The sequence below is a fragment of the Rhodococcus sp. 14-2470-1a genome (assembly GCF_002259425.1).
GTDB lineage: Bacteria > Actinomycetota > Actinomycetes > Mycobacteriales > Mycobacteriaceae > Rhodococcoides > Rhodococcoides fascians_E.
This window is the reverse complement of the sequence record NZ_NPFZ01000043.1, coordinates 1-21,617: the sequence shown is the minus strand read 5'-3', so window position 1 is coordinate 21,617 and position 21,617 is coordinate 1. Positions and strand designations below refer to the sequence as shown.

Genomic DNA, 21,617 nt, shown 5'->3' with positions numbered 1-21,617 from the left:
CCGCCCGCTCACGAGTCTCGGCATCGAACTTCCTTGGTGCACCCATACCTGCATTCTCCTGGTGAGATCACAGTCTCCACCAGTCCCAGGACAGTTCAACCGAGTTACGACGAGTGCCTTGCCACGCTTCGAGCCCACGCCTCGTTGCTGTAATCCTCAACGTGGGCACAGCGCCGAGACCCAATCGGAGATTGGGCGTCGGCTGAGCACACAAGCCGTGCTTTCTACGAGGCCTCTGGACTAGCTCCACTTCACAAAGTGCCCCCTACCAGCAATATTTCGCTCGCAGGGGTTTTGGGTGTGCAGGATTGCGCAGTCGTGTCGGCACCGTGGTCACTCTGTCTCCCGTGGTCCGGGCGCTTGCTGGTCGCGGCGAGGACGAGAAAAATAGAATGCGACTGAGCGCATCACCCTGCGCGTTCGACGTTCGTTGTGGTCATCGCCATACCGGCACTTGGCGGGAAGGCTGTGATCGTTCGAGTACGCGATTGGGGTTCGTTTTGATGTCCGTTCGAAAAATCCGTTAAGCGCGTTTAATGCCGGACGGTGTCGGTGTCAGTTTCAGAAGTCGACTGCACGTCTAGCGGGCCCCAACGAGTGCAAGGGATTGCTGATATACCAGTGGCCAAAAGCGCTGTGCACGAACAACTGTCGAATGTGACGTGCCTTCGCCGCGTTGATGGGCCACCCACCGATCCGACCTCGCGCCCGTGCTGCAGCGAGACCGGCGACCGTCGCCCCCGGCGGCTGCGCCCGCGCATCCTTGCCCCCGCCCCACACAGCTGTCGGTGTGGACTGGAAAGTCCTGGACGTAACAGAGTGATGTGGATCCTTACGACGGCTCGGTGACCGGCACGTACCTCGCCGTGTCACGGGCTCCCTCGTGGGCCCAGGTCGGTGGTCGGCGCTTGCGGCGTCGTGGGTGGCAGCGTCAGGCGGTTACGCCTCAGTGGCCCGGAGTTATCTGATCCTGGATAACGAAGCATGCATGGGTGTGGATGGGCGCGCCCGGGCGCCGGATATAGGGAACCGACGCTGAAGTCGTTGCGCCACAACTGGTGATCCAGGTCGACGCGCATATCCACGCTGCGCTTCGAAGAATTTCATGTCGGGATCGGCGGCCAGCAGGCGGCGGCCGGTGTTATTCATGTCGGCGTCGGCTGAGGTGATCGACGTTCCCGAGATTTCCGTCGCGAGGACCGGTGACGGTGGGTCGGCGTAGTCAGGAGCACCCCCAAAGCGCTTCTGGCTCTTTCGAGTCGATACCCCGTCTGCTGTGTCCGTCATAGCCCTCTTCAATGACGCTCGCTAAGCCGGTTTGCATACCGCAGAGAAGTATCGAAAGGCACGCAAGGGGGCACTCCGGTGCCGTTGGAATTGTTCCGTTCACTGCCCCGGCCACGCCGCGGCGCAGGTGCGGTAAGTTTTCATTGCATACCGTAGGGGGGTATGGTAAATCTGTAGGTGGGTCGCGACGACCTCGATCACATTCCGAATCGAAGAAAGAAGGACATCAATGAACACCACCGTCACCGTCACCGGAATGACCTGCGGTCACTGCGTTTCCTCGGTCCGTGAGGAGATCAGCAGCATCCCCGGTGTCACCGCCGTGGATATCGACCTCGCGAGCGGCCGGGTCGATATCGACTCCGAAACCGCGATCGAGCAGGCGGCCATCGCCCAGGCCGTCGATGAGGCCGGCTACCAGCTCGCCGGCTGATCGACACCAGACCCGGACAGGAGATTCCCACGATGAACGCATCGTCGAAGTTCGCCGGATTCACCGTCGGCCTGGCCGCGGTCTTCGGGCTCGCCTTCGGGGCCGGGGACGCCTTCGGCCCCGAAGGTGCCGCACCGCCCGACACACACGACACCTCAACTCACGACGCCGCACCCGTGTCCACCACGGGCTCACCGGTCGCCGATCAGACACCTGGAGGACTGATGGTCACCGACAGCGGATACACCCTGGCATTGGACACGGCACAGGTTTCGGCCAGCGCGGACCTGCCGCTGAGGTTCCGCATCCTCGATGCCGACGGAGTGCCCGTCACCCGCTACGTCGACAGTCACGACAAGCAACTGCACCTGATCGCTGTGCGCCGCGACATGTCGGGGTTCCAGCATGTGCATCCGGTACTCGACGCCGCCGGAACCTGGAGCGTTCCGCTCGATCTGACCCGCGCCGGGGCTTACCGAGTGTTCGCGGACTTCACCCCGGATGGCGGCGACGGTCTCACCCTCGGCGCCGACCTGCAGGTCGCCGGCGCCTACGATCCGCAGCCACTGCCGCCTGTGGCCGCAACCGCAGTGGTCGACGAGTACACCGTCACTCTCGACGGCGCCCTCCAGCCGGGACAGGCATCGAAACTCACCCTGGCGGTCAGCCGGGACGGGCAGCCCGTCACGGATCTGCAGCCCTACCTCGGGGCCTACGGGCACCTGGTCGCCCTGCGAGCCGCCGACCTCGGCTACCTGCACGTCCACCCGGACGGACACCCCGGTGACGGGGTCACCGCGCCCGGACCAGGCATCGACTTTTTCGTCACCACCCCGAGCGCGGGCGACTACCGCCTGTTCCTCGACTTCCAGCACGATGGAGTGGTGCGGACCGCCGAATTCACACTGACAGCCGGGCAGATCCCCGGAGCCGCGGTGCCCGCCGCCCCGGAGCCGATGCCCGCCGGGCACGGACACTGACACACCACCACACCCCGAGAGGAGCGACGATGAATCCCGTCACGCACCACCCCACCGCCGACGGCCGAGTCGAACTCGACATCGGTGGTATGACCTGCGCCTCCTGCGCGAACCGGATCGAGAAAAAGCTCAACAAGCTCGACGGTGTCACCGCGACGGTGAACTACGCCACCGAAAAAGCACGCGTCGACTACGTCGGTGATGTCTCGACCGAGGATCTCGTGGGCACCGTCGAGCAGGCCGGCTACACCGCCACGGTCCCCGCGCCCGCCGCCTCCTCCACCGACCCCGACGCGGCCGGGCCAGCCGAGATCGACCCCACCGCCTCGCTGCGCCAACGCCTGCTCATATCGCTGGTGCTCAGCGTGCCGGTGATCGCGATGGCTATGGTTCCGGTACTGCAGTTCACCAACTGGCAGTGGCTTTCCTTGACCCTCGCCGCACCCGTGGTGGTGTGGGGGGCATGGCCGTTCCACAAGGCCGCCTTCACCAACCTGCGGCACGCCACCTCAACGATGGACACCCTGATCTCGATGGGCACCATCGCCGCACTGGGGTGGTCGCTGTATGCCCTGTTCTGGGGCACCGCCGGAACGGCCGGCATGACCCACCCGTTCGAGCTGACTATCTCCCGCTCCGACGGCGCTGGCAACATCTACCTTGAGGCCGCAGCCGGAGTCACCACCTTCATCCTCGCCGGCCGCTACTTCGAAGCACGCTCCAAGCGGCGCGCCGGTGCCGCCCTGCGGGCCCTGCTTGAGCTCGGTGCCAAGGAAGTCTCCGTCCTGCGCGAGGGTGTCGAACAGCGCATTCCCACCGATCAACTCATCGTCGGTGACGAGTTCGTCGTCCGCCCCGGGGAGAAGATCGCCACCGACGGTGTGGTCGCCGAGGGCTCCTCCGCGGTGGACAATTCGATGTTGACCGGCGAATCCGTGCCCGTCGAGGTCGGACCTGATGATCTGGTCGTCGGCGCGACGGTCAACGTCGGTGGCCGAATCGTGGTCCGGGCGACCCGCATCGGCTCGGACACCCAGCTCGCACAGATGGCGAAACTCGTCGAAGACGCTCAGACCGGTAAAGCCCAAGCTCAGCGTCTGGCCGACAAGATCTCCGGAGTCTTCGTCCCGATCGTGATCGCCCTTGCCGCGGCGACACTCGGCTTCTGGATCGGCACCGGCGGTGGGATCGCGGCCGCGTTCACCGCAGCCGTCGCCGTCCTGATCATCGCCTGCCCGTGTGCCCTCGGCCTGGCCACCCCGACCGCGCTGATGGTCGGCACCGGCCGCGGCGCTCAGCTCGGCATCCTGATCAAGGGTCCCGAAGTGCTCGAATCGACCCGCCGTGTCGACACCGTGGTACTCGACAAGACCGGCACCGTCACCACCGGCAAGATGACTCTGCTCGACGTGATCACCGCCGACGGCGAGGACACCGCGCAGGTGCTGCGCCTGGCCGGTGCACTCGAAGATTCGTCCGAGCACCCCATCGCCCAGGCCATCGCCAAAGGTGCCCGCGAGAAGGTCGGAGCCCTGCCACCGGTGGAGCAGTTTATAAATATCGAAGGCCTCGGGGTGCAGGGCATAGTCGACGACCACGCAATGATCGTCGGACGGGCCCGCCTCCTCGCCGACCGGGCGCAGCAGCTGCCGGACGAACTCGAAAGTGCGATGCGTGCAGCCGAATCCGAGGGCAAGACCGCCGTCGCAGTCGGTTGGGACGGTCGGGCTCGCGGAGTACTGGTCGTCGCCGACGCGGTCAAACCCACCTCCGCCGAGGCGATCGAGCAGCTGCGGGGCCTGGGTTTGACGCCGATCATGCTCACCGGCGACAACGCAGCCGCCGCGCGTGCCATCGCCGACCAGGTCGGCATCCACGAAGTGATCGCGGAGGTGCTGCCCGCAGACAAGGTGGACGTCGTCAAAAGGCTGCAGGAGCAGGGCAAGGTAGTGGCGATGGTCGGCGACGGCGTGAACGACGCCGCCGCGTTGGCGCAGGCCGACCTCGGTCTGGCGATGGGCACCGGTACCGACGTTGCGATCGAAGCCAGCGATCTGACGTTGGTGCGCGGTGATCTGCGCGCAGCAGCGGATGCTATCCGCCTGTCCCGCCGAACGTTGGGCACCATCAAGGGCAACTTGTTCTGGGCGTTCGCCTACAACGTGGCTGCCCTCCCCTTGGCTGCGGCCGGGCTGCTCAATCCGATGCTGGCCGGTGCAGCGATGGCGTTCTCGTCGGTGTTCGTGGTCAGCAACAGCTTGCGGTTGCGCCGGTTCAAGTCCCTCACCGGATAACCGCGCGGGTAGAACAAGCACCCAAAAGGCTGGGGTGGGCGTGGCATGCAGGCGCGCCACCCCACCCCACCGCTACAACCCCGATGCTGCCTACGAAAGGAGAGGGTCATGTCCTTCGTGACAACGACCTTGGTGCAGATCACCCGGCACCCGGCGACCCGAGCGGTGGCCCGCTGCGCGGTGATGTGCGCTGTGGCGGCGGCCCAGCGACGACTCGACGGACCGACCCTCTCGCGCCATACCCCGGGCGGGCATAATCGAGGATGCTCGGCATGACACTCGGATTCCAGGAGGACACCATGGCCACTCCCGCGGCCGCGCAGGCACCCGCCGAGACCGACGGCCATGATCACGCCGCGCACGGCTACATCACCGAAAAGGACGCCTACCTCAAACGCCTCAAGCGCATCGAAGGCCAGGCCCGAGGACTGCAGCGCATGGTCGAGGAAGACAAGTACTGCATCGACATCCTCACCCAGGTCTCGGCGATGACCAAAGCCTTGCAGGCGGTGGCCATGGGCCTGCTCGAAGCTCACATCAGCCACTGCGTGGTCGACGCCGCCATCGCCGGCGGTCCCCAAGCCGACGCGAAGATCAAAGAGGCCACCGACGCGATCTCACGGCTCGTCCGCTCCTGAGCACCGGCAGTGCGAAGCCATTCCTCGCCGTCCACTCCCGCGTGCTTGTCGGAAACCTCGGCGAGGCGGCGCAGGCAGAGACCGTCATGACCGAAACCGTATCGGCGATTCTGCGCGATCGCCGAGTCCTCGCCACCGTGGCAGCGCTGGCAATACTGGCAGTGGCTGCCGCCCTCGTACCCCGCCCGTCGATCATTGTGGTGCGCGAGTGGGCGGAGTCGATGGGCCCGTCGTTCGTGGTGGTGTTCTTTCTGACCCAGGCGGTGTTGACGATTGCCCCGGTACCGCGCACGGTGTTCACCCTCAGCGCCGGACTGTTGTTCGGTCCCGCCACCGGGGTCGCCGTCACGATCGCCGCCACAACTGTCAGCGCTGTGCTGGCGTTGCTGCTGGTGCGCGCGCTCGGGCGCACCGCGGTGCAGGAGCGGCTGACGAATCCTGCGGTCAAGTCCATCGATGCCCGGTTGGCTCGGCGGGGGTGGCTGGCCGTCGGGTCCTTGCGGCTCATTGCCCCGGCACCGTTCGCCCTGGTCAACTACTGCTCCGGACTCTCCGCGGTGCGCCTGCTGCCCTACACGACGGCCACTGTCGTGGGGATTCTGCCCGGTACGATCGCCGCGGTGCTGTTCGGGGACGCTTTGACCGGGCGAACGAATCCGGCATTGATAGTGGTGACGTCGGCCTGCGTGGCCGCCGGGGTGGCAGGATTGCTGGCCGACGCCCGCCTGCCGGTGTCGCAGGCACAGCCCAACACCGCAGATGGCGCATCGAGAAGCGGTCGCCTTCGTCGTCTGTTGCTGCCGGACCGCGGATAGGACGTGGCGAGAAATCCTACAATTTTGCTGCGCCTGCACCGCCAAAGCCAGCGGAGTTGCCGAACTCCTGACCTACGCGAGAAGTAGGGCACGCGCGTTCCCCGCGGATTCGCAGTCGAAGAGCCCACACCATCACCCCCACCGACATCACTCCGATTACGGGCTGCACGGGTGCCCATAGATCCAGAGCACCGCTCACCCCGACCGCCACCACTACCAGTTTGTTGCATATCGGACATCCGACTGCCAACAACGACAACGCATTCGCACTGACCCCTACACGGGAAGAAACCGACGACGCCAGCCCAGTGCTCACGTATGTCGCAAGAATGAGGCCACTGAGAACTGCGGTGGCAATCCACACCGGATAGTTCCACCACAACACCGGGGTCATTCGAACGTAGAACGCAGTGTGGATGATCCCGGTGGGGATCGCCACGACCAGCGCGGCCACCGTCGCGCCCAGTAACGCGGCCACCCAACGCCGCGCCGGCCAGTCACGCATCGTCACAGTCGTCATCCCTCTCCCGGTCAGCGGATACCACCCCACCATCTACTATGAATGATAGTAGTTTGCAGGTGCGGTGAGTCGGCGTCAATCGACGCCGACTCGCCGCCCATACGGCACAGGCGTCGAGCGTCGACGCGAGCCTCAGCCGACCGTGAGGAACCCTCTCCGACTGCCGATACCCGACAATGGTGACCGGCGAGGCCGGACACAGTCCCATGCGGCTCTCGCCGCGCTCCGTTTCCTTCGCTGGTGACGCAGGGAACCCACACCGACCCCAGAGGATTTCTTCTGTGCATTCTTTTTCAGGCCCGACGCGGCGTGTCCGCGCTACCCTGATCGCCTCGATCATCGTTGTTGCCGCGGCATTTTCGGTAAATGCTCCAGCTTCGGCGGACCCTGCTGCACCCCCGGTGAACGCATCCGAAGCCGTACGACAACTCGCTGAACTCAATGCGACCGCCTTCACTCTCACCGAGAGCATGTACGCCGCGCAGGACACCCTCGATCGTCGCCGCGGCGAACTGAGTACCGCAGTTCAATTCGCCCACGAGACCTCGGCGGCGGCTCGGGAAGCCGAAGTGGCCGCATCTGCCAACCGTCGAGCACTGGCCACAGCTGTCGACGCCGCGTACAAAGGTGTACCGCAATCCCCTCTCGGGGCCGTTCTGGTCGCGGACAGCCCACAGCAACTACTCGATCAGATGGTGTTGTTGGACCGGATCCTCGCCGATCGAGCCGCTGCACTCGCCGACTCGACACAGATCGACGACGAAGCGCGAGACCAGCTCGAACAAGCCCGGCAAGCACAGGCGTCCGCTGCGGTAGCCGAGGCGGACGCCGCACGTACACAACGCGACCTCGAGCAACGCCAGACCGACCTGGCCGATCAGATCGCCAAAATCACCGACCAATTCGCCGCCCTCACCGATGCGGATCGAGCTGCCATCGTCAGCCCCGGCACCACGAATCCTTCCGAGCTACCCGCCGCCGTCTCGGCTGCGAGTGGAACATCAGCGGAGGCGATGCGCATCGCCCTCGACCAACTCGGCAAACCCTATTCCTGGGGAGCTACCGGGCCGGGGTCCTTCGATTGCTCCGGACTGATCTACTTCGCCTACAAACAACTGGGACTGACCGTTCCACGCGTGGCCGCAGACCAAGCACGAGCGGGCACACCTGTCTCCCGCGAATCAGTGCAACCGGGTGACTTCATCTCTCTCTACTCACCGATCGGACACATCGGGATCTACATCGGCGACGGGAAATACGTCAACGCCCCCACCGGCGGCGACGTCGTCAAAGTCGCGCCCGTTCCCTGGGATGAAGTGACCGCAATCAACCGGCCCATCGCCACCTGATTCGATGTCCACGGTCCGGACGCCGCGACTGCGAGGAGACCGGATGCCCGTGTGGCAGACCGGTAAGATCGAACCGGTGAGGACTTCAGCCACGGAACCTATGAACCAGAAGTGGCTCCTAGGTGCTGTTTGCGCTTCGATAGTGCTGTTCGGAGTCCTTCTCATGCATTCTGCGCCGATGTCGTTCGCAACGGCGACGAGTATCGGCGAACACTCGATGACCTCGACGGTGAGCGCTCCACCTGCCGTCGACGAGCATTCGGGAGCATCATCTGCGACAGCATCGGAGAGTGGTTCCGCAGCACACTGCGGGAACGGCTGTGGCGATCACAGCTCGGTCATGCATCTGTGTCTGGCTATCATCGGTGCTGTCGCGGCGTTGGCCGTCTTACGGGCAATCGTTGTGGGCTTCGCCGGTTCTCTCGTCCACGCTGCGCGACTGTCGGCAGTTCGTCATCGAACCGGGCACCCGCCACCCTGGACCATATTCACTCTCTCCGAATTGTCTGTGCTTCGGATCTGACAGGTGACTCACCGTTGTGTGAGACACAGATATCGACAGGCCAGTGCGCCTGTCGATCCGAACCACCCCCCAACAATTTCAGGAGTTTGTTATGCGTTCGAATCGACCTACCCGCTTCACGATCGCGATAACGGCGGCCTCCGCTGTCGCCGCCGCAGTTCTCGCTGGCTGCAGCAGTAACGACGGCGAAATGAACATGCCCGGCATGTCGAGCAGCGATACACCGGCCTCGTCGTCCTCCGAGAATTCCGCCGAAGCATCGGCCGAATTCAACGATGCCGATGTCACGTTCGTCGAAGGGATGTACCCCCACCATGCACAAGCGGTGGAGATGGCTTCACTTGTCGACGGCCGAACCGAGAATGCTCAGGTCATCGAGCTGGCCCAGGCCATCGAAGCAGCTCAAGCACCGGAGATGGAGCAGATGAATGCCCTGCTCACCGCATGGGGACAGCCCGCAGCGTCCGCCGACATGGGCGGAATGGACATGGGCGGAATGGACATGGGCGGTATGGACATGGGGAGCGGTGGCATGACCGGCATGATGAGCCAGGAAGACATGGACATGTTGTCGGCCGCTAACGGAGCGGAGTTCGACTCCATGTGGCTCACCATGATGATCGAGCACCACAAGGGGGCAATCGAGATGGCTCAGATCGAGTTGGCCGACGGCTCCAATGCTGATGCCAAGGAGCTTGCCTCCACAATCATCGATGCGCAGCAGAGCGAAATCTCCACAATGGAAAGTTTGCTCGCCCAGTAACTCTCAATTCTGGGAACTATCAACCGTAGGGCGGGGCTCGGCTAATACCGAGCCCCGCCCTTCGGTTTCGAAGGACCTGGCCCTTTTAGCTGCCACACCGATCAACACGGCCCCGGAAACATGCCCTCCCCTGCTGATGCACCCGCCTGCGGGGTCCTTGGGACACGCAGATCCGCGGTAGGGACAGGGGGCGGCTCTCGGATCGGGTCATCGCGGCCCGGCGGGGGCGCGCCGTCGACAGAGAGTGGGTTCGATACCACCGGCACTGGCAGTTGGGGAGGCGTGGTCTTGCACGTGCGGCTGCTCGGTTTCCTTCTCAGATGGGTAATACAACCGAACTGACGAATTCATTGCGTATCCAGGCAATGAACAGACCCCACACCCCCGTCAGCAGGGCGACACCGACGGCGATCATGATCACTCCGCCTGCCACTTTGATTCTCTGCGAGTTCCGCCGTAGCCAGCCGACACCGCGCATCGCCGAACTCGAGCCGAACGCGAGGACCACGAACGGTAGACCGAGTCCCAGACAGTAGGCGACGATGAGAGTGACGCCGCGCGCTGCGGTTGCGCCTTCAGTGCCAGCGGCAACGGACAACACCCCGGCGAGCGTGGGGCCAAGGCACGGCGTCCAGCCGAGCGCGAACACGCCACCGAGCAGCGGCGCTCCAGCAAGAGACGAGATGGTTTGCGGCGCGAATCGAGTGTCGCGTTGGAATGCGGGAATGAACCCGATGAACGTCAAGCCCATGATGATCGTGATGGCACCGCCGACCTGCTGAAGCACCTGTTCGTTGATGCGCAGGGTGCCGATGACCCCGAAAATCGAGGCGGTGGCGAGGACGAAGACGATGGTGAAGCCGGCGACGAACAACCCCGCTGCACCTGCCACGCGCCAGCGGCTTGCCAGCTTCGGCGGTGCTTCACCAGTCGAGGCGGCGGCGAGCGACGGCACGTCGGCACCTGCGATGCCCGCCAGGTACGACAGGTAGCCCGGCACCAGGGGCACCACGCACGGTGACGCGAACGAGACCAGCCCGGCGAGCATACATGCGGCGATCGCCAGTACCAGAGGTCCGCTCGATGCCAGATTTTGGAACGTCGAGCCAACGCCGCCTTGGGCAAGAAGAACAGTCATTCGTCTGCTATCCGTTCGACGACAGGGAGCAGGTCTTCGGCGAGGAGGGCACGCATGAACACTGCCGCCACCCGGTGCTCTCGATCGAGTACCAGCGTCGAGGGAATCACGCTGGTCGGGTAGTTCCCGCCGAGGGCGATCAGCGTCCGCATCGAGGGGTCGTAGATCGAGGCGTAGGAGACATTGTTGTCGACAACGAAGTCCTGCGCTTTGTCCTTCTGCGGATCTCGAACATTGATACCGAGGAACTGCACACCGCGCTCGCGGGTTGCTTCGTAGACCTCTTCGAGGTCGTCGGCTTCGCCGCGGCAGGGGCCGCACCACTGACCCCAGAGATTGATCACGACCACCTCGCCGTCATAGTCCGACAGAGCGGTGTTCTTACCTTCCTCCATCAGATCGGGTCCGGCGAGTTCACCGATGGTTCCGCGCGTTTCGGGGGGATCGTAGACGATGTCGGTTTGACCACCGGGTGCAACGAAATCGAAGCTACCTCCGGAGGGCACGGCGTCGGCGCCTGCGGAACATCCGGAGACCAGGAGTACAACGGCAAGGATGGATGCCGTTGCCGTGGCGGGCAGACTGCTCTGTTCGCGTGTGCGAGCCCCCGTAGGGCGGCCGAGTCTCATGAAGTCGACGCCTTTGCTGCAGTACGGATCTGCGCCGATGTCTCGAACATCGTGGGATCGGTGACGCGGTCGATGCCCCAGTCTTGGCCGGTGACGAAGCTCGGGGCACTGTGACTTCCCTCTCCGGAATGCACTACGGACACGAGGCGGTCAGTTGATTCGGATCGTGGTCGTGGCTCCTGGATCCTGGTCCGGTCGATACCCGGTCGGCAACACCGGCCGGGTCGACGCGGGATTGACGCGACCGGTGCCGCATGACCTCGCCGAAGCACAGGGCGGCGGCTAGCAGGCGACATCAGTTCAGACCAGCGTACGAGTGCAGTCCGGAGACCACCATGTTGATGATGAACAGGTTGAACAGCATGGCCACGAATCCGGCGATGTTGATCCACGCGGCCCGGGTGTCACGCCACCCGCTGGTGGCCCGGGCGTGCAGGTATGCGGCGTAGATGATCCACGCGATGAATGAGACCGTCTCTTTCGGGTCCCAGCCCCAGAACCGGCCCCACGCGGCCTCCGCCCAGATCGCGCCGAGGATGACACCGATTCCGAACAGGGGAAACGCGAAGATGGTGGTCTTGTACGCCAGCACGTCGAGCGAGTGCGCCGAGGGGAGACGGGCGACGATCCGGCCCACTCTGCTGTCGGGGACGGCGCTGTCGGGATATCGGATCCGGATCAGGAACAATGTGCTGGCTGCACCGGAGATCAGGAACACCCCGCTGCCGAGCGAGACGATGGAGACGTGCACGGGGAGCCAATACGACTGCAAGGCTGGTACGACGGGCGCCGCGTTGGCATAGAGCACAGTTCCGGCAATGAAGAGCAGGATCAAGGTCGGCACGAGGACGAACAACCATAGTGTGCGCAGTTGCTCCGAGCGCAGCACGATCAGTCCGGCAAGTATGCCGGCCGCGCAGGTGACGGAGACGAATTCGTACATGTTTCCCCACGGCGGGCGGCCAGTGGCGATCCCGCGCAGGACGATCGACCCGATATGCAAAGTGAGTGCGAGCATTACCAGGGCGAGTCCCGTGCGGCCCAGGCGTTCGGACGGGGCTCTTCGCTCGGGGACCGGCACGTATCCCGGTGTCGATGATGTCGCTGCGATCAGTTGCGGATGCAGACTCGAGGCCCGGCTCAGAGTCGCTGTTCGTGTCGTTGCGAGTTGTGCGATGAACAGGATCGCGGCGAGAAGGTAGACCACGAAGGCGGTCTCGAAACTGATGTCGCTCCAGCGGGCGAGGTTGTCGTCGATCGGCATGGCGCTACACCGTTTCTGTATCGAGGGTCTCGGAGTGGTTCTTTGTCCGCGGCGTCCAGATTTCGGTGCGGAGGGTCTCGAATTCGGGTCCCCATCCGGCGTGATCGGTGCGGGCGAGCCCGCCCATCTCTACGCTCGATCGTCCTGTTTCGGCCGGGAGTACACGGAACCAGACTCGACGTCGCTTGATCACCAGCGAGACCAACAGTCCGGTCATCATCGTGATCGCGAACACGAGCACCCACAACTGTGCGGGGTCGTATCCGACCTGCAGGTTGGCGAACTCCTTGGCGCCGTTGAATCGAATGTTGGTGCCGTCGGTGAGGGTCGTCGATTCACCGGGACGCAGGTTCACCCGATCCTGCTTGACAAGTCGGCCCTGGTTGATCATCTCCTGGTCCAGGGAGAAGATCGACTGGGGTATGCCGGTGTCGAGGCCGGTATCTCCTTTGTAGATATCCACTGCCACAGCAGGATCGACCAAGTCCGGGAAGCGGGAGGAGAGCAGGGTTCCGTTGAATTGCGCAGTGGGAGCGAAGAGGCCTTCGATGGCGATCTGGCCGCGGCGTCGCTCATCGGCGGTGGCATAGGTCCCGCCGGGTGGATCGAAACGCAACGCCCCGCTACTCAGGAACGTGGTGGCGTCGTCGGGCCGGAACTGCAGGGCCTCGGTTCGACTCTGACCGTCGGGGAAGGTCACGGTGAATTCCGGGGCGTATCCGTGGCCGGTGAGGTAGATGCGTTCATCTCCGAGCCGGAGGGGTTCGTTGACTTTGAGTTGATAGTCGCGCCAGGTGTCTGCGGCGATGTCGTCGGCGGACTGGTAGGAGATGTTCGAGGTGAACATCTCTGCCTGGCCGTTCTCAAGGTAGTCGGCGTTGAAGTCCTTGACTCTGATGCAGAACGGCTCCAGCCCGGTTCCGTCGGTGCTGTTGCCGGCCCGGAAGGAGTCGTAGATGGCGGGCGAGGTGTTGCAGAAACCGGGCCCGTTGTCGGCGATGACGATGACCGATCCTTCGTAACCGAAGAGCTTGCCGATGGCGATGGCCGCGAGCAGACCGATCAGCGAGAAATGAAAAAGTAGGTTTCCCGCTTCGCGGGTATAGCCCTTCTCGGCGGAGAGGGTGAGCGCCCCATCGGGCTCGGGCCTAACGGCAGTACGCCACCCTCTCAAGTGGGGCGCGATGTCGTCGATGACGGTTTTCGGGCTACCGGCGAGAGCGCCCGAATGATGAAGCGGTAGTCGCGAAAGGTTTCGGGGTACGCGAACTGGCTGTGCGCGAAGGGCTTTACCGTGTTCGATCATTCGGGGAGTCAGGCAGCCGATCAACGACACAAACAGTAGGACGTAGATGGCGGTGAACCAGAAGCTTCCGAATACGTCGAACAATTCCAGCGTGTCCATGACGGCCCCGAGAGCCGGGCGCGCTGCGATGTAGGAATCAACCGCCTGGGTGTTGAGATTGCGCTGTGGCAGCAGGGCGCCTGGGATTGCTGCGATAGCGAGCAAAAACAGCAGCACCAGTGCCGTTCGCATCGAGGTCAGTTGCCGCCACCTGTTGCGCACCGCAGCGATTGCTCTGCGTAACCGTCCCTGCGATGTGAGCGCCGGGGTTTGATCAGCTGTCACACCGCCACACCCTTTCGACGATTGCATCTCAATTACTATGCAACATAGTAGTTGATGGGCCGTGTGCAGTTGTGCGCGGTAGTCGCCTGGGCGAGAGGGTAAGTGCTGCAACCACAAACGTGGTACTTGGTCCATCCGGAACGCTGCCGGGCTGCGGTTCGGTTTAGGCCGCTTTCGGCCCCACGGTAGGCGCGGATCGGTTCTTCTACTCATGCCGTCCAAACGCGTTTCATCCCGCGGAGTAATACCTGTGCGGTGAGATCAGGCACACTTGCACTAGCTGTTTTGCGTGCCGAGTACGAAGCGGCGCGGTTCCCTCTGCAGTTGATCGAGGATGTCGCGATGTCCCAACTCGATGAGCGAGCGCCACTACGACTGGCCTACGAGGATGTACTGGTCACCGTGGATCGCGCCGCCGCGCACCTGCTCGATGACGGGCCCGCCGCCCTCTGGGTCACCACGGCCCTGCGCCAACGTCGAACCCAACAATGCCTGGCAGTTGAGGGTGCGGCCCGCATGGAACGCTGGAGGCGTCACCGCACACGGTATTCGTCGCTAGCGCGGGTAGACGGCGACATGGATCTGCTATTTTCGTCGTGTGTGTCCGATTCGGTTGAGCGAGTGTATTCGCCGAATTCTGCTCTGGTCCATCATGGCGGCCACGGCAGTGGCGGTGCTGATGATGTCGCAGGTCGCACACACCACCGCAGAGCCCGGCCACGCTCCGCTGGCTGCGGTCATCGAGAGCGTCCCGGAAATCGAGCACACGTCGGTGCCGGAGCAGGACGAGGGGATCGGCGGTAGCGCGTCCAGTCATCACGACAATCACGGATCCCTGATCGGGTCCGTCCACATAGCGGTGGCGATCCTTGCGCTAGGGCTGGCAATGTTGCTGCGCCGGACCGGATGGACAGTGCTGCTGCACCAGCTTCGAGGTCTACAGGCATCGAGATCGTCGCCAACTGAGAGGTCGGTCTCTCCCCCTGCGCCGATGTCCGTGCTCGACGCGGCATGCCTTCTGAGGGTGTGAGAGGTCTGCGTTTGCGCAGATCGGTCCACCTTTCTTCTCGCGCGCCGCCTCCGCGGTGAGGGCGCGAGCCTGCCTCGTCGAGGACAACGCCATGCATATCTTCTTCAACGTTTCATCGTCTACGCCGCACCTTTGTTTCCCTCATCCCAACCCCGCCGCGCCTCCTCCCGGAGTCGCGATCGTCCTTCGCGAGGCCGGGCCGCACGATCTACCGCAGAGCGCGCAGTTGCACCTCGACGAGCTACCGATTGGCCTGTTCCCCGAGCTGGGAGCACGGTTCCTGCGCCGGTGGCACCGCAGCTTCGTCAACCGACGACACGCCATCGCTCTTGTCGCAACCGATAGCGAAGGCGCCGTCGTCGGATTCCTCCTCGGCACCCTCGATCACCATGCCCATATCGGTGATCTACTGCGCGAGAAGATGACCGTGCTGCCGTTGGCTGCACACGCCGGTGCGGCGATGGCAGTCCGCCCGCGCACCGCCATGCGGTTCGTTCGTACGCGTCTTCGCCCCTGGTGCAGAGCGGTGGCGCGCGCTCGGCCCATCCCACTGCCGAACGGCGAACCCGAGACTCCCCCGGCCGACAGTGTCGCCGTCGTCGTTGCGATAGCGGTGAGCCCACGGGTGCGAGGGATCGGAGTGGGTGCACAGTTGCTCGACTGGTTCGAATCCGACTCTGCGCGGGCAGGTGCACGTTGCGCCGAGCTGTCCACCGATCTCGGGGTGGCCGACAATGCAGGCGGCTTCTACGAGCGCCTCGGATGGCAGAAAAGCGGAAACCGTCTCGATCGAGATGGCCGGACCATGCAGACCTACCGGCGAGAGCTAGACGGCCGCTGCGGCCGTGCTCCGCTCCCCTTGTCGGTCCCACCAACCCGGACGACCGCGAGCACTGCCCCGTCGACAGAAACGAGACGATGATGTCAAGCACCCGACGAACGGTGTTCGAACTCGTGGGATGCACTGCGCTCGCAGGCGTGCTGCTTGCAGGAGTGTTGTTCCCCATCGTCGGTGGCCTGGGATACGTCTCGAACCGCGCCGCTGACACCGACGACAACGTTTCCGGCGAACTCGCCGAGGGCGTAGTTCCTGCCATCTCGACGATGACGGACGTGGCAGGCAACCCGATCGCGTGGCTATACGAGCAACGCCGTTCCGAAGTGCCGAGCGCGAAGATCTCCAACGAGATGAAGCTTGCGATCGTCTCCGTCGAGGACCGGCGCTTCGCAGAACACCAGGGCGTGGACTGGCAGGGAACGTTGCGAGCGTTCTTGACCAACACCACCAGCGGGCAGGTCGAGCAGGGCGCATCGACACTCGATCAGCAGTACGTGAAGAACTATCAATTACTGGTCGTCGCTGACACCGACGCCGAGCGGCGTGCCGCGATCGAGACCACGCCGGCTCGCAAGATCCGCGAGATCCGAATGGCGTTGTCCTTGGACAGAGAATTGACCAAAGACGAGACATTGACCCGCTATCTGAACCTGGTTCCGTTCGGCAATGCCTCGTTCGGCATCCAAGACGCCGCGCAAACCTACTTCGGTGTCGATGCCAGCGAGTTAACGGCGACGCAATCAGCGATGCTGGCAGGGATGGTTCAGTCCAGTTCGGCACTGAACCCGTACACCAACGTCGAGGGAGTCACAAGCCGCCGAAACCTTGTCTTGGACAACATGATCGAAACCATCCCGAACCGAGCCGCAGAATTCGAGGCCGCCAAATCCGAGCCATTGGGGGTGCTGGCCGAGCCCAACACCCTCCCACGTGGATGCATCGCCGCCGGTGATCGAGGGTTCTTCTGCGACTACGCACTCCAATATCTTGAGGACGCCGGTATCAGCCGCGAGCAGATCGACGAGGGCGGTTATCTGATCAAAACGACTCTCGACCCGGCGGTGCAGAACTCGACCCAGGCCGCACTGACCGCGAACACAGATCCCGACCTCGACGGTGTCGCCACCGTGATGAATGTCGTCGCACCCGGACAGGACGAACACCGCATCCTCGCCATGGGCAGTAGTCGCACCTACGGACTCGATGCCGACGCCGACGAAACGGTTCAGCCGCAACCGTATTCACTCGTAGGCAACGGCGCCGGGTCGATCTTCAAGATATTCACCACTGCCGCCGCGATGGAACGCGGACTCGGCACCAACGCCACACTGCAGGTTCCCCGGCGCGTCGAGGTCAGGGGGTTGGGCGACGGCGGCGCGCGTAACTGCCCGGCGGGCGCTTACTGCGTGGAGAACGTCGGAAACTACCCACCGGCGCTGACGGTCACCGACGCACTGGCGCAATCACCGAACACGGCGTTCGTGAAGTTGCTCGAGTCCGTCGGTGTCACACCGACAGTCGACATGGCAGTGCGGCTAGGGCTTCGCTCCTACACCCTCCCCGGCTCGTCTGGATTCGACGAGCAGAGCATGGCCGACCTCCAGAAAGAGCAAAGCCTCGGCTCGTTCACACTCGGACCTACCTGGGTCAACCCGCTCGAGCTGTCCAACGTCGCAGCTACCCTCGCCTCGGGAGGTACTTGGTGCCCGCCGAACCCGATCGACTCCATCTCCGACCGCGAGGGTGTAGCTGTACCGGTCACACAACAAGCGTGCGAGCAGGTCGTCGAACCCGGCCTGGCCAACACACTCGCCAACGCGATGAGCAAGGACGACCAACCCGGAGGAACCTCGGCATCGGCGGCCGGGTCCGTGGGCTGGACGCTGCCGATGTCCGGGAAAACCGGCACTACCGAATCCAACCGATCCTCGGGCTTCCTCGGCTTCACCAACCGCTACGCCGCCGCCGTCTACACCTACGGTGACTCACCGACACCGGGCCAGATCTGCTCCTTCCCACTGCGGCCCTGCAGCTCCGGGAACCTCTACGGCGGTAACGAACCCGCACGAACCTGGTACGACGCGATGGACCCAATCGCCTCGAACTTCGGCCCCATCGAGCTGCCACCGGTCGACGACAAATACGTCCGCGGCTCCGCCAACGGCCAAGTACCTGAGGTCAGCGGCATGAGCCAGTCGTCGGCCACATCGAGATTGGAAGCAGCAGGATTCTAGGTGACCGTCGTCACCACCACCGGTCAGGGCGCTCGCGGTACCGCTACCGGCACATCCCCATCCGGCGCGGCGATCCCGGGATCGCTGATCACGCTGTACATCAGTGACGGCTCCCCCGCCCCCGACCGCACGCCCACGCCAGCGCCGCCCAGTATCGACATTCCCGGCCTGCCGCTACCGCCGCCGCGGTGATCACCCACGACACTCACCCTTGAGACCCCCGCGCACGAAAGGAAACGCCATCACAGTCAGCCGTCGACAACTGCTCACAGCCGCAGCGGTTTTGCCGCTCACAGTCAGCTGCACCATCAACACCGCCGACAGACAATCCCCCAGCCTCGCACCGAGCAGTAACGCATCTCCCGCACGGTCCCCGGCCGTGAGCGCACCGAGCAGTCGATCATCGGCCCCGGTGAATCCGGGGCGGTGGATGCCGACAGCTGGCGAAGTGATGCCCGAGATCAAACGCGCAGCGACGAGCTTCCTCGAAGCAGGTGGCAGCTGGAGCGAGGGAGGAGGAGTACTCGACAGCTTGCGCACCGCAGGGGTATCGCTCGAAGTCGCGGCGACGGCAGCACTGCTTCAACCCGACGAGGCCCTCGCCAGCACCCTGCGAGTGGTGTATCCGCAGTACGCCGGAATCGGTCCAGAGAGTGCTGCAGTGATCGTGCTGTTCGACCAACTCCTACAACGCCCCACGCTCGCGCAGCCGGCTGAGACGACCCGGCAGATGGCACTCGATATCCGGCTCAAGCGCGACATCGCCGCTGGCGCGGCCTGGACGGTGGAAAAGATCAACCCTTTGACCTCTCTTGGGTCCCCAGTACCACTGACCGCCGCTGCGTCGTCGGTGCTGAGCAGCCCTCGCATCACGCTCTCCGAGCCTGCACGACTCGACATCGGAACCGGACGCATCAACAACAATGTGCTCCAGATCATGCTCGGACTTGCCGATCGATTCACCTACGCAGTGCAGGTGATGCACACCGGTCACATCCAGACCGTCTTCCCGCACCCGCGCTTGTCCAACCACGCAGTGGGACGAGCGGTGGACATCCGAGAAATCAACGGTCGGCGCGTTGTCGACGATCCCTTCAACAACCCAACGATCTCCGAATTCGTCACTGCGGCAGCCCTACTGGGCGCAACCGAGGTCGGAGGTCCGACCGACCTCAACGGTGACCGTCCAGGATTCTTCACCGACGACGTGCACAGCGACCACGTCCACGTCGGCATCACCCCGGGCGACGCACCGGCGCATCTGCGATGACACCGAACCGGATGGGCACTTCGGCCTGACCTGCCCGAAATACTATGCTGGTTAGTAGTTGAGTGCTCGCCACGGCGAGGCGGGTGAAGGTGTCGGAATTGTTCGCACTCAGCCGATACCGATCGTCGGTGCGATGTCGCTGCCACGGCTGTTCGCCGCCGAACGATCCGCGCTCGTACATCGCCTCAGTGATTGGAGATTAAGTGAATGGAGATGAAGGTCGATGCGTCTACGTCGTCCCGCACATACCGCCCGAGCAGTCACGTCCACCTCAGCCGCCGTATCCGGTCATGTTCACCGCGCCTGACCGGGAGATCACTTGGCGTTGACGCTCAAGCGATTACATCACCGAGCCCTCATCGACAGAACGAGAACCGCACTTTATGTCCATCTCGCTTTCCCGCATCCTGCTGCCGTCTCTGATCGCAGCTCTGTCCCTCGTTGGATGTTCCGCTCCGGCAGCGACTGACGGCGCGGCCGATCCGGCAGTGGTCGACTTCACCTCCTCACTGGCTCATGTGCACGGATTGCACGTCAACGCCGATGGCACCGTCCTCGCTGGTAGCCACACAGGACTCTTCGCCATCGGTTCGTCCGGAAACCTGACCAGGGTCGGCTCTTCCGACGATGACTTCATGGGTTTGTCGGGTGTACCGGCCACCGATACCCTCTTCACCTCCGGTCATCCCGGCGAATCCAGCACGGCGGCGAACCCACTGGGACTGCGTAGCAGCAATGACGGCGGAATGTCGTGGTCGGATCGGTCACTGGAGGGACAAGTCGACTTCCACGCGCTGGCTGCCGATGGACGCATCCTCGTCGGATTCGATGGCAGTACCGGTCTACTCGTCTCCGCCGACAGCGGCTCCACCTGGACTCCCGGCGCCGCTGCGCCCGCGGCGTCGTTGGCGATTACGAGCTCCGGAGTATGGGCGGTGACACCTGATGGACTTCAGCACAGCACCGACACGGCCCGAACATTCTCTCCTGTCCTCGACGCACCGAACTTGGTATTGCTCGCCGGTGCCGGCGATGCACTGTGGGGGATCGACACCGACGGATACGCCTGGCGTAGTCGCAACGGCGCCGATTGGCAGAAGCGTTCCGCAACCGGGTCCGTCGAGGCATTGACCGCGGTCGACTACGACACCGCCTACGCAGCCAGCCCCCAGGCGTTGTACACACTGACGTAACTCGGCCCGGTCGAGACCAGCCCGACAACAGATAGCGACATTTCGACGCGACCGCAGGCGGTCACCCGCGCGGCTGATGCGGGCGCTTGCCGCTGTTGAGCGGCTTACTCCCTCTTCCTCCCCTGGGGTTCGGCCCGCCACGAGATCCCGCGATGACACCGGGGTCCGACTCCGAGATATCCAGGAATGAGGACAACCGAAATACTTGGCGTAGAGATTCCGAGGCCGTACTGGATGCTGTCATGCAGGTGTGCCGAAATGGGAGCCCTGTTCGGTGTAGTCATGGTTCGCGGACGGTTGGCGTTGATCCGATTGCCGACGATGTGTCTGGTCGCGTTCATGGCGTGTGGGTTCAGGTTGCTAATCGTCTGGCTCCTCTGCGTGATCGGCCCTCGGCGTGGGCATTCGAGTGGGACTTGACCTCAGGGGTGGCCCGGCGCAGCCCGATCGTGAGCGCGACTCAGACGTGGGCTGAGCTCGGCGTTGATCTGAGTCGGCCGATTCCGGATGGTTTGGCGAAGCTGGATCTTGGGGACGCCACAGCATCGGTGCTGGCGCAGCTCGTTTCCGGTGGGCCGGGAACTGTGCTCCAAGAGGTCGGTGTGGAATGCCGTCCATCGGGTGCACATCGGCGTATGCAGTTCACGGCACACTTTCTCCACGACGGCATCGGCCCTACTGGTGAACCTCATGACGAGGCTCAGCGAATTTCAGCAGTTGTGCTCGGCGAAACTCGTCACCCGTGAGCGGTCTTCACTGTAGTGGTTGGCGGGTTCCGGTGGTGGCTTT

Annotated in this window: 19 protein-coding genes and 1 pseudogene; 14 read left to right on the top strand and 6 right to left on the bottom strand. The window is 63.8% G+C overall.

Features of this window, described 5'->3' with window-relative positions; translation table 11 throughout:
• The first annotated feature begins 1,516 nt into the window (after positions 1-1,516).
• The 5 genes from CH292_RS25970 (at position 1,517) to CH292_RS25950 (ending at position 6,447) form a co-directional block, all read left to right on the top strand.
• Positions 1,517-1,720, top strand: a complete 204-nt coding sequence (locus tag CH292_RS25970; RefSeq protein WP_094656088.1) for a heavy-metal-associated domain-containing protein — start codon at positions 1,517-1,519, stop codon at positions 1,718-1,720.
• A 32-nt stretch (positions 1,721-1,752) separates the two neighbouring features.
• The gene (locus CH292_RS25965; protein WP_094656087.1) at positions 1,753-2,700 is read left to right on the top strand and encodes a hypothetical protein; all 948 of its coding nucleotides are present in this window, start codon (positions 1,753-1,755) and stop codon (positions 2,698-2,700) included.
• 29 nt (positions 2,701-2,729) lie between these two features.
• Positions 2,730-4,994 carry a cation-translocating P-type ATPase gene (locus CH292_RS25960; protein WP_094656086.1) on the top strand — a complete coding sequence of 755 codons (2,265 nt, stop codon included), beginning with the start codon at positions 2,730-2,732 and terminating at the stop codon, positions 4,992-4,994.
• Positions 4,995-5,293: 299 nt separating this feature from the next.
• Complete coding sequence (locus CH292_RS25955; protein ID WP_032375786.1) at positions 5,294-5,632, top strand: metal-sensitive transcriptional regulator; 339 nt, start codon at positions 5,294-5,296, stop codon at positions 5,630-5,632.
• 86 nt (positions 5,633-5,718) lie between these two features.
• A complete protein-coding gene (locus CH292_RS25950) occupies positions 5,719-6,447 on the top strand; it encodes a TVP38/TMEM64 family protein (protein WP_045841173.1) in 729 nt (242 codons plus the stop codon).
• Positions 6,448-6,463: 16 nt separating this feature from the next.
• Here the strand turns inward: CH292_RS25950 and CH292_RS25945 are convergent, their stop codons facing one another.
• On the bottom strand, positions 6,464-6,967 hold the full coding sequence (locus tag CH292_RS25945; RefSeq protein ID WP_176457804.1) for a hypothetical protein: 504 nt from the start codon (positions 6,965-6,967) through the stop codon (positions 6,464-6,466).
• A 401-nt stretch (positions 6,968-7,368) separates the two neighbouring features.
• On the opposite strand from CH292_RS25945, the gene CH292_RS25940 reads away from it, so the two are divergent.
• Genes CH292_RS25940 through CH292_RS25930 form a run of 3 tightly spaced genes read left to right on the top strand, consistent with a single transcriptional unit; the run spans position 7,369 to position 9,602 of the window.
• Positions 7,369-8,316, top strand: a complete 948-nt coding sequence (locus CH292_RS25940; protein WP_032375702.1) for an NlpC/P60 family protein — start codon at positions 7,369-7,371, stop codon at positions 8,314-8,316.
• Positions 8,317-8,320: 4 nt separating this feature from the next.
• Positions 8,321-8,839, top strand: a complete 519-nt coding sequence (locus tag CH292_RS29685) for a DUF6153 family protein (RefSeq protein ID WP_373454702.1) — start codon at positions 8,321-8,323, stop codon at positions 8,837-8,839.
• 43 nt (positions 8,840-8,882) lie between these two features.
• Positions 8,883-9,602 carry a DUF305 domain-containing protein gene (locus CH292_RS25930; protein WP_306437489.1) on the top strand — a complete coding sequence of 240 codons (720 nt, stop codon included), beginning with the start codon at positions 8,883-8,885 and terminating at the stop codon, positions 9,600-9,602.
• Positions 9,603-9,918: 316 nt separating this feature from the next.
• Here CH292_RS25930 and CH292_RS25925 read toward each other — a convergent pair whose 3' ends face one another.
• On the bottom strand, positions 9,919-10,740 hold the full coding sequence (locus CH292_RS25925; RefSeq protein ID WP_032375700.1) for a cytochrome c biogenesis CcdA family protein: 822 nt from the start codon (positions 10,738-10,740) through the stop codon (positions 9,919-9,921).
• The gene (locus CH292_RS25920; protein WP_080736598.1) at positions 10,737-11,369 is read right to left on the bottom strand and encodes a TlpA disulfide reductase family protein; all 633 of its coding nucleotides are present in this window, start codon (positions 11,367-11,369) and stop codon (positions 10,737-10,739) included. Before CH292_RS25920 ends, CH292_RS25925 begins: the two co-directional genes overlap by 4 nt.
• Positions 11,370-11,523: 154 nt before the next feature.
• Between CH292_RS25920 and CH292_RS25915 the strand changes: the two genes are divergently transcribed.
• A complete protein-coding gene (locus CH292_RS25915) occupies positions 11,524-11,655 on the top strand; it encodes a DUF3703 domain-containing protein (protein ID WP_080733457.1) in 132 nt (43 codons plus the stop codon).
• Between the two features lie 9 nt (positions 11,656-11,664).
• On the opposite strand, the gene ccsB is transcribed toward CH292_RS25915, so the two are convergent.
• The 3 genes from ccsB to CH292_RS29075 all read right to left on the bottom strand — a co-directional run bounded on the left by ccsB (position 11,665) and on the right by CH292_RS29075 (position 14,800).
• Entirely contained in the window at positions 11,665-12,633 is a 969-nt protein-coding gene (gene ccsB, locus CH292_RS25910) for a c-type cytochrome biogenesis protein CcsB (protein ID WP_094656084.1), read from the bottom strand.
• A 4-nt stretch (positions 12,634-12,637) separates the two neighbouring features.
• Positions 12,638-14,290 (bottom strand): cytochrome c biogenesis protein ResB, encoded by a 1,653-nt coding sequence (locus CH292_RS25905; RefSeq protein ID WP_052061714.1) that lies wholly within the window; start codon positions 14,288-14,290, stop codon positions 12,638-12,640.
• 342 nt (positions 14,291-14,632) lie between these two features.
• Entirely contained in the window at positions 14,633-14,800 is a 168-nt protein-coding gene (locus CH292_RS29075; protein ID WP_155288775.1) for a hypothetical protein, read from the bottom strand.
• A 115-nt stretch (positions 14,801-14,915) separates the two neighbouring features.
• Here CH292_RS29075 and CH292_RS29070 point away from each other — a divergent pair, with 115 nt between their 5' ends.
• The 5 genes and pseudogenes from CH292_RS29070 (at position 14,916) to CH292_RS25870 (ending at position 20,828) form a co-directional block, all read left to right on the top strand.
• A complete protein-coding gene (locus CH292_RS29070; protein WP_179278099.1) occupies positions 14,916-15,293 on the top strand; it encodes a hypothetical protein in 378 nt (125 codons plus the stop codon).
• A gap of 91 nt (positions 15,294-15,384) precedes the next feature.
• Complete coding sequence (locus CH292_RS25890) at positions 15,385-16,215, top strand: N-acetyltransferase (protein ID WP_128645572.1); 831 nt, start codon at positions 15,385-15,387, stop codon at positions 16,213-16,215.
• Positions 16,215-18,557: pseudogene (locus CH292_RS25885) on the top strand (transglycosylase domain-containing protein). Before CH292_RS25890 ends, CH292_RS25885 begins: the two are co-directional and overlap by 1 nt.
• A gap of 238 nt (positions 18,558-18,795) precedes the next feature.
• Complete coding sequence (locus CH292_RS25880) at positions 18,796-19,635, top strand: hypothetical protein (RefSeq protein ID WP_094656082.1); 840 nt, start codon at positions 18,796-18,798, stop codon at positions 19,633-19,635.
• Between the two features lie 383 nt (positions 19,636-20,018).
• Positions 20,019-20,828 carry a F510_1955 family glycosylhydrolase gene (locus CH292_RS25870; RefSeq protein ID WP_032401329.1) on the top strand — a complete coding sequence of 270 codons (810 nt, stop codon included), beginning with the start codon at positions 20,019-20,021 and terminating at the stop codon, positions 20,826-20,828.
• Positions 20,829-21,617 lie beyond the last annotated feature (789 nt).

What these genes read in the sequence shown, in the direction of transcription:
- CH292_RS25970 (WP_094656088.1), top strand. Translation starts at nt 1,517, where the DNA reads ATGAACACCACCGTCACCGTCACCGGAATGACCTGCGGTCACTGCGTT.
- CH292_RS25965 (WP_094656087.1), top strand. Translation starts at nt 1,753, where the DNA reads ATGAACGCATCGTCGAAGTTCGCCGGATTCACCGTCGGCCTGGCCGCG.
- CH292_RS25960 (WP_094656086.1), top strand. Translation starts at nt 2,730, where the DNA reads ATGAATCCCGTCACGCACCACCCCACCGCCGACGGCCGAGTCGAACTC.
- CH292_RS25955 (WP_032375786.1), top strand. Translation starts at nt 5,294, where the DNA reads ATGGCCACTCCCGCGGCCGCGCAGGCACCCGCCGAGACCGACGGCCAT.
- CH292_RS25950 (WP_045841173.1), top strand. Translation starts at nt 5,719, where the DNA reads ATGACCGAAACCGTATCGGCGATTCTGCGCGATCGCCGAGTCCTCGCC.
- CH292_RS25945 (WP_176457804.1), bottom strand. Translation starts at nt 6,967, where the DNA reads ATGACGACTGTGACGATGCGTGACTGGCCGGCGCGGCGTTGGGTGGCC.
- CH292_RS29685 (WP_373454702.1), top strand. Translation starts at nt 8,321, where the DNA reads ATGTCCACGGTCCGGACGCCGCGACTGCGAGGAGACCGGATGCCCGTG.
- CH292_RS25925 (WP_032375700.1), bottom strand. Translation starts at nt 10,740, where the DNA reads ATGACTGTTCTTCTTGCCCAAGGCGGCGTTGGCTCGACGTTCCAAAAT.
- CH292_RS25920 (WP_080736598.1), bottom strand. Translation starts at nt 11,369, where the DNA reads ATGAGACTCGGCCGCCCTACGGGGGCTCGCACACGCGAACAGAGCAGT.
- ccsB (WP_094656084.1), bottom strand. Translation starts at nt 12,633, where the DNA reads ATGCCGATCGACGACAACCTCGCCCGCTGGAGCGACATCAGTTTCGAG.
- CH292_RS25905 (WP_052061714.1), bottom strand. Translation starts at nt 14,290, where the DNA reads ATGCAATCGTCGAAAGGGTGTGGCGGTGTGACAGCTGATCAAACCCCG.
- CH292_RS29070 (WP_179278099.1), top strand. Translation starts at nt 14,916, where the DNA reads ATGGCGGCCACGGCAGTGGCGGTGCTGATGATGTCGCAGGTCGCACAC.
- CH292_RS25890 (WP_128645572.1), top strand. Translation starts at nt 15,385, where the DNA reads ATGCATATCTTCTTCAACGTTTCATCGTCTACGCCGCACCTTTGTTTC.
- CH292_RS25880 (WP_094656082.1), top strand. Translation starts at nt 18,796, where the DNA reads ATGCCGACAGCTGGCGAAGTGATGCCCGAGATCAAACGCGCAGCGACG.
- CH292_RS25870 (WP_032401329.1), top strand. Translation starts at nt 20,019, where the DNA reads ATGTCCATCTCGCTTTCCCGCATCCTGCTGCCGTCTCTGATCGCAGCT.